Raw genomic sequence first — 15,021 nt, 5'->3', positions numbered from 1 at the left:
CATCTTGGCAAATTTAGAGGCTTTTCACACCTTGAACCGCGCCATGCATCAACTCTTATTGCCTAATAAAGTGTGGCCGCTCATGTGGCGGCCACACTTTATTAGGCAATTCCGGGTTTCGATAGAGCTAAAACTATCGCCTCTGCTGAGACCAGATCGCTGGTCACTAGATCGGGGACTATATCGGCCATGCGCGCCCACCCATCGGTGGCCGCATCAAGAGTTTTATTTGACGTAATGAGTCCGTGTGCCGATAACCTTGATGCCAAAGCTAATACGAAAGAAACCACTGGGCTCAGCGCCCATAAATGTTCTTGATTATTGGTATCTACTCCATCGAGCTTATCGAAGCGGATCCGAGCAAGGGCGTAAACAGTCTTGTTGGTGCTGCGTAGTGTTCGCAAAATGGTCACGGCGGCGGCGATAAGCTTTTCACCAGCGAGCAGTTGGTTCAGCTCTGTGCGCTTATTAAAGGTTTCGAACACTGCCAGTAACCGTGAGCCGTCGTCTAAGACTGCGCCCGGGACAATATGAGCGTCGTCGAAAAGTTGCTGCAAAATTGCCCGCTGTTGCGCTGGGTCAAGACCCGCAATCATCACTGTAGAGCGATCAATGCAGGCAGAGTCAAGAGTCTGATCACGCCCGGTCTTTAGAATTTCCACGACATTCTCGCCCGCCACTGCTTGTAATTCGCGGTAGAGCTGCCGAGCGGCGCTCCGCTGCTCGGCTGTAATCCCCTCGGTTCCATAAAGGTTCGAGAGAGTACCCATCAGCTCGAGCGCCCCGATCCAAGCAGCGCGATGATGGGATTCATCGGATCCGGCGCTTTTATCGAAGATGCTTCGCACAAGGCCGGTTTCGATAAAGCGCCCTGGTTGCTGTTCAGAGGTAACGAGTGAGTGTGCCAAACCACGGATAGCGGCATTCGGTTGCGCACTAAACACAGTGCGCACCGCCTTGCGGAGTTCCTCCCGACGCCCCCCAGTTGCCAATATATCCCACAGTACTGGCATCACTGCTGCTTGGGTGGGAACCTGATCGGTTTCCCCCGAGAGGAAAGCACTCAGAGTCCCCAGTCCGCCGTCTAATTCCCCATAGAAACCCTGTTGCTCAAGGGTTTGAGCTTGCGGCCCTGGTGCCACCGGGGTGCGGAGGGCTGTAAAAGGATCGCGGCGATTAACTTGCACGATAAGGTTGCCAGATCCGATATAGCGCACCGGTAATTCAGCTCTACCCTCACTGAATTCCAGACGCTCGGCTGGCTCCCACGGCGCAGTTTCTGGCCAGACCCACACCCCCCAGTAGGGGCCCAATGCATCGGAGGTGATCGTGGAGCCGTCCAGTTTTATATGAGGTAGGTCTGCGATTTCGCTATCAGCTAATACCACCGAGATACGACGGTCGGTTGCGGGATCAGTCCATTCTAGATTGACTCGACCCGTAGGAAGCATGTGGGTGGCCCCGACAATCTTCGACATATGCGCTGTATAGGTATAACCACCGTCGGTGGTGGCCATAGTCGTGGTTTTAACCGGCTGTCCGTGACGGTTGATTACGGAGATCTTGGGATCGTTCATAGAGCGCGTACCGCGCACTCGAATCTCTCCCGCGAGATCGATATGGTGCGGGTGCACGGACATCCGTGACGCTCGCCACATCGCGGGTTCGTTAATGGTGGGGAGTTCAAAGATGAGCCGCGGAGGCGAAAATCTCAGCGGGAGAGCGTCGCCCTCGTCGGTACTTATGACGAAGTCTGATCCTGGGTCAAGCGGCCCCACGGCAGGATGAGCCGGCTGCACCTCGAAGGATTTGTCACCAGGCTTAATGATGAGAGTTGCTTCTGAGAGACCTCCTTGGGACGGTATCCTGAAGGAGCCGCAGCCTCCTTGGAAAGTGCTGCGAGCTAAGGCTCCCTCCACTATGGCGAATTCATGGCGAAAGGATTCATTACGTGGTCCTCGAAGTCGCACCAGATATTCACCGACCCAGGGTGCGTCGTACAATTCTGGATCAAAGACCTCAAAAACGCCTCCTTCAGCGGGAACTTCCAAAGGCTCCGGTTGGGTGACTTCCTCACCTTGAGTTCCCGCGCCGGAAAACGAGGCAATAGAGAGGTACCACATCTCGCTGACACCGGAGCTAGTGGGTGGAAATTCTGCTAGCAGACTGGTGGAATGGACGCGCAGACCAGTCATCGTAAAAATATCGGGCAAGGCGTCATCGGGTGTCGAAAAGCTCACACGCTGCCGGGGGTCAATGGAACGAGCGCGTTTTAAATCGGCGTGGGTACCAGGCGCCACCGCGTCGATCGCTTGGGACTCGGCAAGGTCCACGTTATGGCAGGTCCACCCACTCCAGCCTTCGATAGCAAAGGACGCAGAAATAACATTGTGCGCGCCGGTGACAGGATCGATAAGCTTATAATCCTCTGGCACCAGAGCTCGCAGTTTCATATGGTGCAAGGATCGTTTATCGGTTACTGTGCCGCCGCGTTTATTAAAAAGGAGTATGGGGTCAGCAGCATCAACCACCGGCACATTCCACGTGATTGAGTTAGCTAAATCTTCGACGGTTACTTCACGAACGGGTTTGGGCAAGCTGATATCGAGTGGATCGGAATACCCTGTGACATCTCCCCACGAACGGCCTGTGCGATAAACCGTGGTGGAACCATCGATACTCACTCGCCAAGTGATCTCGCCCGAATCTGGCACTTTTTGTTCTGGCAGCCGCAGCAGCACCTTTTTGCGCCTAGCATCAAGAATAAGGCGTGGTCGCATCTCGCGATTAGCCACCCCTACGGCAGCCAATCTGTCTACGGTGCCCACTGGACGCTCTCGGAGTTCTGCTATAACCGCTTCCCTGATCGAAGTCACCAAAGATGTTCTCACGCCCTCATCTTCCCGATCCACCCACGAGTGTGGGTGCGCGAGGGCGAATTCGCGCACCGTAAGAACTCCGTCAAGGATTCGCTGGGCAAGCTCGGGGGCATGGGCAGAAAAACGAGAAAAATATGGAGGTAGCTTGTCTGGATTGCTATCGAGGGCTTCCAGCAAGAGAGGAACTTCCGTGTTGATCAGTCCAGCATGAAAGCAGAGGGTAGAGATGGGATCGGTATCAAATGTTGCTAGACCTCTACGCTTCAACGCGGCTTCTAGATCATCCTCGAGGAATTTCTCTAGCTCAGAAACTGTCTGCTGGGTGATATCAAGGCCCACACCGTTGAGGTATTCGTGGATAAAATTATCTGCATCAACGAGTTTCTGGGCACGTTGCACCAAGGTAATCAGCGCTGTGGATTCACTGATCTCTAGCAGCGCCTTGAGCGTTGAGCCTGCTGTGATCTGACGACTGAGGAAGATTCCGTATAATTTTTTGACCTTTTCCAGTTCGTCAGTTGCGAGATCGAGATCAGCAACCAAGGTTGCCGCATCGAGGTCGGCGGTGAGCTCGACGTCGTGTTGCGATGCCCATCCGAGGAGGGAGTCAGTGGGATCGGCAATAGGTTGAACCTCAGCGGGCATAGAGAGTTGCGTCCTTTCTCTTTTTAAAAAAGCAGAGTTTACCATGTTCTAAATGAAACCTAAGCGCTCATAAGGAGCTGGGGTTTTTATGTGTTCTCACTGGGTTCATTCGCTGCGAAATGACCTTGGTTACACCATCTCCGCGCATGGTCACACCATAGAGCACATTAGCTATATCCATAGTAGGTTTTTGGTGAGTAATGACGATCAGCTGTGAGTCTTCTCTAAGTTGTTCAAAGAGCGCTATCAGGCGACGCAGGTTGACATCATCGAGCGCGGCCTCCACCTCATCCATTACATAAAACGGGGAGGGTCGCGCTTTAAAAATAGCGACCAGTATTGCCAAAGCTGTGAGAGATTTCTCCCCGCCAGATAATAGGGAGAGTCGTTTGACTCTCTTTCCTGGTGGTCGCGCTTCAACCTCTATGCCGGTTGTCAGAATATGTTCGGGGTCGGTGAGAAAAAGCCTCCCCTCACCTCCGGGGAAGAGAGTAGCAAACACTCGGGGGAATTCTCGCTCGACATCATGCCAGGCATCGGTCAGCAGTTGCAGGATCTTGTGATTGACATCTTTAATCACAGTCTCTAAGTCTTTTCGAGCTTTCTCCACGTCGTTAAGCTGAGAGGACAAAAAATTATAGCGCTCTTCTAAAGCTTTATATTCTTCTAGGGCCAAGGGGTTGACCTTGCCCAGAGCACTCAGATCCTGCTGGGCCTGGGCGAGCTTGGCAGTGGCCGACTGAGCATCGAAATCTTCAGGAATATGGTGGGTGGTAAGCAAATCGTCGATCGCCATACCCATTTGTTCGGCTACTTGGCGCTCAGTCTCCTTCAGGCGCACTGCTTCCTCGCTGTAGGCGAGTTCAGCGCTATGGGCCCGAGCACTTTTATCCTTAAGTTCACGGTCTAAGTTATTTACTGCTTTCTTGAGCTGATCACGTATAAGTTTCTTCCTTGCTAGATCTGCTTGGCAGTGTGCTCGCTCATCAGCGGCTTTTTCTAAGGCTGCATCGAGGCGCTGATTAATAGTGGAAGCTAAGAAGGACACCGTGCTCGCTAGGTCTGCTTTGGCCTTGCGGTGGGCTTGAGTGCGTTCATGGCGTATCTTGTGTTCGCGCTCGTTGCGGGCTTGACGCTCAAGCGATTCCACTCGCTCTCTTTTACTCTGAAAGGCATCTTGCAGGGAGCGAAGCTGGAGGAGGGCTTCAACCTCCATCGCCTTGACCTGGGCGAGCGCAGATTGGCTTTGATCGCGGCGCTCGAGCATGGGGCTGAGATCAGGTGTTTGATCAATCTCCCCGACCAGTGCGAGACGGTCTCGAGTGACGGTGATAGCCTCTTCACAATCAGCGAGGCTGAGCTCGGCCTTTTTCCGCTGTTGCCCGTGTGTTTCCATCGCTAGCAGGATTTTCTCTTTTTTGGCCTTGTAATTATCTGCGCTTTGCTCCATTTCTCGAACGTGAGCGAGACTATCGCGAAAGTGGGCAATAAGACGAGCATGCTCGACGCGTCGCCCATCGGCACTTAAGCGCGCGCCTTCAAGAGTGCCCACTAGTTCGTTGAGCTCAGCCTGATAGGTATCTCTTTCGGCCAAGGCTTGCTCAATGGCGCTATGGACTTCTATGGCTTTCGGGGCGCTCCGATGACCGAAGATTATCCACCCCTCCCCTACCATTTCGCCATCTACGGTCACCGCTCTGAGGCGAGGTTCCTGGGCGACTAGCTTGTGCGCCTGTTTCAGGTCATTGACACACACGACATCGGCCAGAAGTCTGCTTACACTAGCTCGGAATTCCTCTGCGACGGTGATATCGTCTAGCAACCACGAGGCCCCGCCGGACAGGGATATATCAAGGTGCCAGGATAGTTGCTGAGGTTGTTCGAGCATTATTGTGGTGCGCTCGATAGCCTCGTTATGTGATCCTTCAAGTGCTGCGATGATATCGGGAGCTGATGGTAAACCACCGGCGAGACTTTCTTGGTACAAGCCGAGGGCTACCCCGAGAGCTTTTTCCTTGCCGGGTTTCACCTGAATGAATTCTGCCAAGGTCTGTAGTCCCTCACGATCAGGTGCTATAACCGAAAGGGCTTCTACGGGCGCTGTGGGCAGGGTATCTCGTAACGTGCCCACGCGAGAGTCCAAAGCTGCAATCTTCTTCTCTACAAAGCGTTGTTTAAGACGCAAGTCATCGAGCCTCTGCTCTGCATCAACTAGTTCCTGTTCGGCCTGGCGGTGAGCTTCTTCTCGCAGTTCGCATTCGTCTCGCGCCACGAGTAACTGGTCAGATATTTCCTTGAGAGCGCTGACAACCTCATCCAGTTGCGCTGCATAATCAGTGTTTAGTTCCACGATACGAGCATGCTCAGCACGAGCTGCTTCTAGAGCGGTACGCTGCGATTGCTCTTGGGCTTGAAGTCTGACAATCCCCTCGCGACGATCCGCCTGCGCCTGCACATGGCGGTAGTATTCGTGCTCGGCCTCGCGGGCTTGGTCTTCTTTATCGACTACTTCCTCGCGAATGGATTCGAGAGTGTCGGTAGCGATGGTGATCTTCTCTTCAGCAATCTCGCATTCGATTGCCATCTCATTCGCCCGTCTACTCAATTCCTCTGGGTCCCGTCCCGAATAAGGGGCGGGTTGAAAAGAATGTTGCCGATCATTGGCAATGCGCGCAGTGGCTGTAGCTTGCTCTTTTAACCTGGTGAATTGAAACCACATCTCTTGGGCGCGGCGGGCGGCTTCTTCTGCTTGTGCATTTTCCTCTTCGATAATTGTCAAGCGCTGGCGTTCCTCGCCAAGCGTGTTGCTAATAGCGGCTACTTCTGCAGCCGCTATCTGATGGGCATGCGCACTCGTTTCCAGTGCGCGCCTTCGGCTGCGGATGTGGTACACGCCGAGATCAAGGCGAGTCTGCCGGACCTCTGCCTGGACAGTCCGGGCGCGTTGCGCAGTCGCGGCCTGACGGGCTAGAGGTTTGAGCTGCTTTTTCAACTCGTCTGTGAGGTCCTGGAGGCGGTCCAGGTTTGCCTGCATATGGACTATTTTTCGCTCTGCTTTTTCTTTGCGTCGTCGGTATTTCAGCACGCCTGCAGCTTCCTCAATATAGGAGCGACGATCTTCTGGTTTGGAATCCAGAATTTGAGCTAGCCTTCCTTGGCCCACCACCACATGCATTTCTCGCCCGATACCGGAATCGCTGAGAAGTTCCTGAATATCCATGAGACGGGCCTTTGAACCATTGATCTCGTACTCACTAGCTCCGTCTCTAAACATTCGGCGGGTGATAGATACCTCGGAGTAGGCTATATCCAGTGCGCCGTCAGAGTTGTCAATGCTCAGCGTCACTTCAGCTCGACCTAAGGGTTTACGATCACCTGCTCCGGCAAAGATGACATCGTCCATCTTCGCCCCACGCAGAGTCTTCGCACCCTGCTCACCCATCACCCAGACAAGGGCATCGACGACATTGGATTTTCCGGAGCCATTAGGGCCAACTACTGCACATATACCGGGTTCGAATTTCAGAGTTGTTGCAGACGCGAAGGACTTAAACCCCTTAAGAGTCAGTGACTTTAAATGCACGGTAGCCATTCCTTAGTATCAGACGCATCTAGCACCTTGATTGTATTAGCTCCTCATTCAAACCATTGAATCTGAAGGGGACAAAAAAGTGCCAAGCATTTTCTTACCCTAGGTAAGTGGGTAGTATATCTGCAGCGTGGTGGCAGGGAGCTTTCTGAGTATAAATCTAGACTCCTAGTCGTGCCACGGAGATATGGGCTGTTTACGCGACCGCAATATCCTAACTAGGAGCTAAAATCATGGTGAATGCTTGTGCGCGATTCTCATTTACCGACCTCCCATTTCATCGGACCCTTGGATACTACTTCCCTTGGCATACGATAAAACGTTAGCCCAAACAGTAAAAACGATGAGCGATCAACTATGAGATGCCAACAGAAGGACAGACTATGAAGAAGAAATCATCTCGTACAAGACCTTGGTTCTTCCGGCCGGAGATCGGGCTGGAGGCTAAGTTGATACCATCAATGAACTGTCGCTCGATTTTTTAAGACTCACCGTTTTGTACCCAGGCTACCCATCTATTCCACAGCAACCTCATCGACTCTGCAGGCGCTCAGCAATATTAGCGGTGCTGTAACTGTTGTGGGTTCACTTATGCGATAGGTAAGAATTTGGGTTGAGCTGTCACCATAGAACTATTGAGCGTCCGCTTCTGTACGGTGCTCATGGGCACACATAAGGATTAGTGTGAATCAGCTCGGGTGTGAGTAGTTCTTCGTCGCAATCCGGGTCGAGACAGAAACCCAGCCCGCCCTATCTCTGTCGAGGCGGGTAGAACTACTAGTAGGGATTTAGCGCCGCCTTAATGGTCTAAGGTCGCTATATTCTGAGCAGTTTTCTAGTGAACGTCGAGAACGCGTGCAGCTAGCTATACGCGATGAGGAATCGCCTCAGTGCCTACTGGCAACCCGGGGCTGTATTGTCGGTAGCACAATTTGCTCGGTCGACGCGAACGTATTCACTTGGACCTATGCCTGCAGTAGCTCACGGTCGCATCCATCGGATCTTACAACCACTCCCTTGGCAGTCCAGAGGATCCGTCGACTAATGAGATTTGTTATTTATGTCGTTCATACAGGGGATATGAAACCGATATCAGACGTTGATAATTCTGGTCGGGTTTGACTGACCATCGAAGAAACCGCACCAGCGCGTGGCCGGTGCGGTAAGTCATGACTAGAAGCTGGTGACTACTTTGCCAGCCCGTCGCGTGCAGGCGTCAGAGCCATCCCACGCTTCGATATTTCTAAGCTCGGGCAGCATATCGCGGTGGAAAATTGGATCGAGGCCTTTGGCCTTTTGTTGGGTGTAGTTCTTCAACAACTTCACAGCTACTCCACCCAGTGGGACAATAGCTACTAGGTTAATAAGCACCATCAACGCGGCGAAAGTATCGCCGAGTGCCCACACCAGTGGAACAGATCCGATTGAGCCGAAGAAGACGAAGCACATAACCGCCACCCGGAAAATATTGAGTGCCGGCTTCGACTGAGTGAAGTATTCCAAATTGGCTTGGGCCAGATAGTAGTTTCCAATGACCGAAGAGAAGGCGAGGAAGAAGAGGATCAAGGTGACAAAGTGAATGCCAATGCTACCAATCTCATTAGCCAAGGAGGCTTGGGTCAGTGCTGCGCCTTCAACTTCCCCGCTAATCGTGGGGTTACCAAGCAAAATGATGAAGGCGGTAATCGAACACACCAAGAGGGTATCGAAGTAGACGCCGAGCGTTTGAACGAGACCCTGCTTGACTGGGTGGGAAACAGTGGCGGTGGCCGCGGCGTTTGGAGCGGAACCTTGTCCCGCCTCATTGGAGAAAAGACCGCGACGCATACCATTCATGAAGGCTGCACCCACAGTCGCACCGGCAATCTCGCGGAAGCCCAGGGCATGCAGGACGATATTCTCAACCATTGCGGGAACTTCGGAGATATTGATGAGCACAACCACTATGCCTACCGTCAAGTACAACAGCGCCATAAATGGCACAACCACCTGGGTAAAGTTGGCGATGCGCTTGACTCCGCCAAAGATGATGAGACCTGTAAGTATAGCCAGGACCAAACCAATACCACCTTTGAAGATGGTCGAGTCTGTTTCAAAGGAAGTAGAGAGAGCTTCGGCAATGGAATTGGACTGAATGGCATTGTAGACAAAACCAAAGGTGAAGGTGATGGCCACTGCGAAGATCATAGCCAACCACCGCATATTGAGACCTCGAGTGAGGTAGTAGGCTGGGCCACCGCGGTAGGTGCCATCGCCTTCTCGCTCTTTCCAAAGCTGTGCGAGAGTTGCTTCTACAAAGGCGGTAGCGCCGCCTAGTAATGCGATAATCCACATCCAGAAGACTGCACCCGGACCGCCGAGGGTGATAGCGACGGCAACACCAGCGACGTTGCCGGTACCCACCCGGGAAGCAGCCGAGATCGTGAAGGCCTTAAACGAGGAAATGCCTTCAGCGTCGGCTCGGGTTTCGCCTCCTTTGTCGACGACCGCTCGGAACATCTCCGGCAGCATCCGAAGCTGCACCACGATGGTTGCTATTGCAAAATAAAGCCCAGCGGCGATCAGGAGGTAAGGAATAACTTTCCAGATATTATTGTTGACCGATTCGGTTACGAATGATTCGAAGGTTCCCATGCGAGTTACCTTACAGCCGCAAGAGAACTACGTCCGCATCACAACTAAAAACTGAGAAAATTTGAGTGACTTTAGGCCCTATTATCCGAGAAAAAAGCCACATAAACTGCGAAAATTTTAATTCTTGCTGGCATTGATGAATGACAGATAGCGGCATGGATACCCCCCGCTATTAGCCCCTCTACCAACGATCTGAACCTACTAAATAACAGGTAAAGGGCTGTAGATATGAGAGTAGATCGCTTGTTTTTGGGCATTCCGGTGCTTAAGATTTAGCGATAGCCTTTCCTTTTGGCCCCTGCACCTGAGGATACTCGGGGGAAGGGTGGGCTGTCACCGAGGACCAAAGATGAGATGCTGCTGCAATAAACGCGGAAATCGCAATGAGAATAGCCCCAGTTCCTAAAACAAGAGTACCGACCCTTCTGGAATCGCTTGGCTGACTAAGACTGCTTGCTGAAGCTCCCGGCTGATCGATGGTATCTGAAGTGCCCATCTCGGTTGCGTTCACATGAGCGGTGCTGAACATGCACGCACTCAAAGCTATTGCGAGGATGCGTTTGCTAACTGTGCTCATGATACTAACTCCGATCTTTTATATTCACGTTACTTTGAATATTTAAAGCAAACAAAACGAGAAGGTTGCGCACCGAGAAACCCTTGAAAATATCCACGAAGATGATCACTATACAAGATATTAGGGATCCCCGCACAAGAAACGGACCTGGCCAACGGCACGCCTAGTTGAGAAGGCTCCGCCCTAGCTCTCAAGGTATGTGCACCTCATCCCAGATCGGCGTACCGAACAGCTTCGTTTTTAGTGCCGGCGCTGGCAGTTGGGACACAGGTGGCTGGATCTCCCTGCTACGTGTAGTCGGATAAGAACCTGACCACAGCGCTGGCAAGGCAGGCCGGTTTGACCGTAGGCGTGGAGAGATCGCGAAAAATACCCTGATTGACCGTTCACATTCACATACTGGGAATCGAAACTGGTCCCGCCCTCTCGAAGCGCACTCGTCATTACGTCGCGCCCTGCTTGAAGAAGCTCGATAATGCGTTTGATAGACAGTCTGGATGCGCGCTGCTGCGGGTGTACGCGGGCCCGCCACAGCATCTCGTCGGCATATATATTGCCGATACCGGAGACAATTTCTTGGTTGAGCAAGATACGCTTAATCTCAATATCTTTGTGCTTGATTCGGGCGGCTATCGTGTCGAGGTCGACGCACTTTTCCATAAGGTCAGGGGCAATATGGCGAATTCGGGCTGGGACCTCACGGCCGTGCACCATCTCAAGAGTGCTAATATCCCAATATCCAAATGTGCGCTGATCGACAAACCAGAGTTCGGAGTTATCGCTGAAGAGAACGCGGATACGTAGATGCGTGTGCGTGGGCACACCTTGAGGTTCGTTGTTCTTGACGAGCATTTGTCCGCTCATACCCAAGTGCACTATGACAGTGGTCTTAAGCGGTTGGTTTGCATTCTCAAGGCTGAGCCAGAGGAATTTTCCGCGTCGGTTTACCGCGGAGATGCGGCGACCAATAAGGGCTGCCTGCAGCTGCGCTTCCCCACCGGCTATATGTCGGATAGCCCGCGAGTGGTAGGCCTTAAGTTCGAGAATATTTTTGCCCGTTATATGCTCGTTGAGCCCCTGACGTACAACTTCTACTTCTGGGAGTTCCGGCATAAAAGAAGCTCGTTTCGCGCTGCGGTATCGTTGAGAATATCCAAAGCGTTATGAGCAGCCTGCTGTTCAGCCTGCTTTTTATTGCGCCCTTGGCCCGTTCCGATAATCCGCCCGAAAACCTTAACAACAACAGTAAAAAGTTGGTCGTGCTCAGGGCCTTCGCTGGTGGACTGGTAATCAGCCATCGGCAGTTTATATTCGGCAAGCCGCTCCTGCAATGTAGTTTTCCAATCTTGGTGGAGTCCGACCGCAGTTGCACGCGCGATCTTCTCAGCGAAGAGCCGCCATACCACCCCGCGCGCGGTATAAAAATCATGCGCGAGGTAGATAGCTCCTAGTAAAGCCTCCATAGTATCGGCCAAAATGGAGTCTTTATTACGCCCATCCGTATGCAGTTCACCCTTTCCAAGGAGGACATAGGCGCCAAGATTAATGTCGCGAGCAATATCGGCGAGGCCATAGCGAGAAACGATGCTGGCTCGCATTTTGGATAAGTCACTTTCGGGACGAGAAGAATACATATCGTATAGCTTCTCAGCAACTGACAGGCTCAGCACTGCGTCGCCCAGATATTCTAGGCGCTCATTATTGGCGAGATGGCCGTTTTCGTTGGCGAATGAGCGATGCGAGAGCGCTAGTTTAAAGAGCTCCTCGGGAATGTCGACGCCAAGCGCCGAGGTCAGGGGCTCCAGATCGAGAGCATTAAACGCTGCGTCGAGGGCAAGGTCCCCGCTCAATCGGGTTGATTTCCTACTCACAGGAATTTCTCCAAGCCTGCCCAGCGCGGATCGGCCTTGATGGGGCCATCGGCCAGACCGTCTGGCTCCGGTACGTTTTCAGTATCACACTCATCGGCGCACTGCGGGTTAAAGGGAAGGGTGATGCCTGCTTCGTCGATGACGGCTTGCAGGATATCGACATAATCATCGGTGAGAACTTCAATGTCATCATCGTCTCCATCAGCGTCTTCTCCCCCGATAAAATCATCGCTGAGTGCATAGACTTGCGTGATGCGGATTCGTGCGTCGGGATTCAGGGAGCTTAAGCAGCGTACGCATTGACCATTAAGGGTGGCGTTTACTGTCGCGTCAACCATGATGCCCTCGCCGAGTGAACTGATGGTGGCTTCGACGGTGACCTCAGTGCCTTTATCGATGGCGATCATGGCCGGGCCAATACGCTCGGGACTTGGCCCGGTTTGGGTGGTAAAGGTGGTTTCGCCGGTGCGAAGCACTTCCGACAGGTTGAAAATAAATGGCGATTGCGCGCTATTCTTTACGGTATTCATCGCTTTGAAACTCTACTCCCTTTTTATTCTTCTAGCAGCCTAAGGCTTCCAACAGAAGTAAAAGCCCCGAGTGCTTACTCGGGGCCTAGGGTTTCAGTAACTACTTGCTATAACGGGCGCCACCCGAAGCTCCGGCACCGCTACGCAGTGCGCTGCGATCTTTGGAAACAACCCGCAGCGTAGCGGAGAGAGCCTCTTCGAATTCAGCTAATTTTGAATCCACGAACTGATCACATTCAGTTCGCAGGCGGTTCGAATCAGCGTGTGCGGCGTCGACGATGCGGTGGGCTTCTTCATTAGCACGGCGTACCACTTCGGATTCGCTGACAAGCCGCTGCTGCTCAGCAAGCCCCTCGTCGATGCTGCGCTGGTATTGGTCGTTACCGGAGTCAATGAGGCGCTTGGCTTCAATCCCCGCGCGCTCAACGGTGCTCTCAGCTTCTCGACGGCTCGATTCTAAAAGCGCGTCAGCTTCATCCTGGGCGCGCGCCACAGTGGCATGAGCCCTGTTTTCCGCATCGGCCAGCATAGCTTCAGAGTCGCTTTGAGCATGACTCATCATCGAATGAGCTTCTTCACGGGCATCGTCTACTAAATTCTGAGCCTCAATCTGAGCCTGTCCAATGATCTCATCTTTTTGGTCGATGACGTCTTGGGCATCGTCTATTTCTATCGGTAGCGCATTGCGTAAATCATCGAGAAGCGCAAGCATCTCGTTGCGAGGCACCATGCAGTTGGCGGTCATGGGCACCCCGTAAGCTTGTTCAACGTTACGGACTAGTTCATCAAGGGATTGGAAGACGCGGTACATAGTTCCAAGCATACCTGCACAAAAGCGAGATGCGCTGTCTGCAACAACGCATCCCGCCCGAAAATTTTCTGCTTAGAAAACTCCGTGAGCCAACATGGCGTCGGCAACCTTCTTAAATCCAGCAATATTTGCTCCGATGACAAGGTCTCCCTCGTGACCGTATTCGCGGGCGGTTTCCTCGCAGGTGCGATAAATATCGCTCATAATTTCTTGCAGGCGCTGATCAGCGTAGTCAAAAGTCCACGACTCGCGGGAGGCGTTTTGTTGCATTTCCAATGCAGAGGTGGCTACACCACCAGCATTAGCGGCCTTACCAGGTGCGAAGTGGATACCAAGTTCCCGATAGACATCGATAGCCTCAGCTGTCGACGGCATATTAGCGCCTTCGGCGACGAATCTACAGCCATTCTGAGCCAGGGTGCGAGCATGATTGCCATCGAGCTCGTTTTGGGTTGCGCACGGAAGGGCCACATCACATGGCAGATCCCAGATCGACCCCTCAGGGTGGAAGGTTGTTCCAGCAACTTCATCGGCGTAGACCGAAACGCGCTCGCGTCGATCTTCCTTGATCTCCTTGAGCTTTTCTACATCCACTCCTTCTGGGGTATGAACCCAACCTGATGAATCCGAAAAACCAACCACCGTTGCACCCAGTTCTTGGGCCTTTTCGATGGCATATATCGAGACATTGCCAGAACCGGAGACCACCACTGTGGCACCATCGAAGGAGGCTCCGTGGGTTTTCATTAGTTCTTGGGTAAAGTAGACGCAACCATAACCTGTGGCTTCGGTTCGCACCAGCGATCCGCCCCAACCCAAACCTTTACCGGTAAGCACTCCAGCTTCGTATTGATTAGCGAGGCGTCGATATTGGCCAAAGAGATAACCGATTTCCCGGCCGCCTACCCCGATATCACCGGCAGGCACATCGGTAAACTGGCCGATATGGCGGCGCAGTTCGGTCATAAATGCCTGGCAGAAGCGCATGATTTCGGCGTCAGACTTACCCTTTGGATCAAAGTCCGATCCACCCTTGCCACCGCCAATGGCCTGGCCCGTCAAAGCATTTTTAAAGATCTGTTCGAAGCCTAGAAATTTTACAATGCCCAAGTTGACCGAGGGGTGAAAACGCAGGCCGCCTTTATAGGGCCCCAGTGCTGCATTGAATTGGACACGGAAACCGCGGTTTGTCTGCACTCGCCCCTGGTCGTCGACCCATGTCACCCGGAAGAGAACCTGCCGATCGGGTTCGCAGATGCGCTCGATTAGGCCGTCTTCTAGATATTGAGGATCTTTTTCTGCAACGATTTTCAGGGACTCAAAAACCTCGTCGACAGCTTGATGAAATTCAGCCTCGCCGGCGTTGCGCTTGACCAGGGTTTCGTAATAAGTATCGATGGTTTTTTTGATTTCAGACATAGTGGTTCCTTCCCTAGTCCATATAAAGCACCCCGCTTGTACTCTTGAGCTACAACCGCTACGACC

General features: G+C 52.7%; 9 protein-coding genes. All 9 read right to left on the bottom strand.

Going from position 1 to position 15,021, the window contains the following annotated elements; all coding sequences use genetic code 11:
• Positions 1–101: 101 nt before the first annotated feature.
• On the bottom strand, positions 102–3,524 hold the full coding sequence (locus tag NXT00_RS00480; RefSeq protein WP_259076264.1) for a hypothetical protein: 3,423 nt from the start codon (positions 3,522–3,524) through the stop codon (positions 102–104).
• A gap of 67 nt (positions 3,525–3,591) precedes the next feature.
• The gene (gene smc / locus NXT00_RS00475; protein WP_259157649.1) at positions 3,592–7,107 is read right to left on the bottom strand and encodes a chromosome segregation protein SMC; all 3,516 of its coding nucleotides are present in this window, start codon (positions 7,105–7,107) and stop codon (positions 3,592–3,594) included.
• Between the two features lie 1,179 nt (positions 7,108–8,286).
• On the bottom strand, positions 8,287–9,747 hold the full coding sequence (locus tag NXT00_RS00470; protein WP_259076251.1) for a sodium:alanine symporter family protein: 1,461 nt from the start codon (positions 9,745–9,747) through the stop codon (positions 8,287–8,289).
• 265 nt (positions 9,748–10,012) lie between these two features.
• Positions 10,013–10,324 carry a hypothetical protein gene (locus tag NXT00_RS00465; protein WP_259076248.1) on the bottom strand — a complete coding sequence of 104 codons (312 nt, stop codon included), beginning with the start codon at positions 10,322–10,324 and terminating at the stop codon, positions 10,013–10,015.
• Positions 10,325–10,564: 240 nt separating this feature from the next.
• Complete coding sequence (mutM, locus tag NXT00_RS00460; protein ID WP_259157648.1) at positions 10,565–11,437, bottom strand: bifunctional DNA-formamidopyrimidine glycosylase/DNA-(apurinic or apyrimidinic site) lyase; 873 nt, start codon at positions 11,435–11,437, stop codon at positions 10,565–10,567.
• A complete protein-coding gene (gene rnc / locus NXT00_RS00455; RefSeq protein ID WP_259076243.1) occupies positions 11,416–12,195 on the bottom strand; it encodes a ribonuclease III in 780 nt (259 codons plus the stop codon). The genes mutM and rnc overlap by 22 nt, the downstream gene beginning before the upstream one ends.
• The gene (locus tag NXT00_RS00450; RefSeq protein WP_259076240.1) at positions 12,192–12,725 is read right to left on the bottom strand and encodes a DUF177 domain-containing protein; all 534 of its coding nucleotides are present in this window, start codon (positions 12,723–12,725) and stop codon (positions 12,192–12,194) included. Before NXT00_RS00450 ends, rnc begins: the two co-directional genes overlap by 4 nt.
• 100 nt (positions 12,726–12,825) lie before the next feature.
• Positions 12,826–13,536, bottom strand: coding sequence for a DivIVA domain-containing protein (locus tag NXT00_RS00445; RefSeq protein WP_259076238.1), 711 nt, complete (start codon positions 13,534–13,536; stop codon positions 12,826–12,828).
• Positions 13,537–13,608: 72 nt separating this feature from the next.
• On the bottom strand, positions 13,609–14,955 hold the full coding sequence (gdhA, locus tag NXT00_RS00440; RefSeq protein ID WP_259076236.1) for an NADP-specific glutamate dehydrogenase: 1,347 nt from the start codon (positions 14,953–14,955) through the stop codon (positions 13,609–13,611).
• Positions 14,956–15,021 lie beyond the last annotated feature (66 nt).

Source organism: Corynebacterium sp. ES2715-CONJ3, assembly GCF_024814365.1.
Lineage (GTDB): Bacteria > Actinomycetota > Actinomycetes > Mycobacteriales > Mycobacteriaceae > Corynebacterium.
Note: the sequence above shows the minus strand (reverse complement) of the source record. Positions and strands in the feature narration are given on the sequence as shown.

What these genes read in the sequence shown, in the direction of transcription:
- gdhA (WP_259076236.1), bottom strand. Translation starts at nt 14,955, where the DNA reads ATGTCTGAAATCAAAAAAACCATCGATACTTATTACGAAACCCTGGTC.
- NXT00_RS00480 (WP_259076264.1), bottom strand. Translation starts at nt 3,524, where the DNA reads ATGCCCGCTGAGGTTCAACCTATTGCCGATCCCACTGACTCCCTCCTC.
- NXT00_RS00445 (WP_259076238.1), bottom strand. Translation starts at nt 13,536, where the DNA reads ATGTACCGCGTCTTCCAATCCCTTGATGAACTAGTCCGTAACGTTGAA.
- NXT00_RS00465 (WP_259076248.1), bottom strand. Translation starts at nt 10,324, where the DNA reads ATGAGCACAGTTAGCAAACGCATCCTCGCAATAGCTTTGAGTGCGTGC.
- NXT00_RS00470 (WP_259076251.1), bottom strand. Translation starts at nt 9,747, where the DNA reads ATGGGAACCTTCGAATCATTCGTAACCGAATCGGTCAACAATAATATC.
- NXT00_RS00450 (WP_259076240.1), bottom strand. Translation starts at nt 12,725, where the DNA reads ATGAATACCGTAAAGAATAGCGCGCAATCGCCATTTATTTTCAACCTG.
- mutM (WP_259157648.1), bottom strand. Translation starts at nt 11,437, where the DNA reads ATGCCGGAACTCCCAGAAGTAGAAGTTGTACGTCAGGGGCTCAACGAG.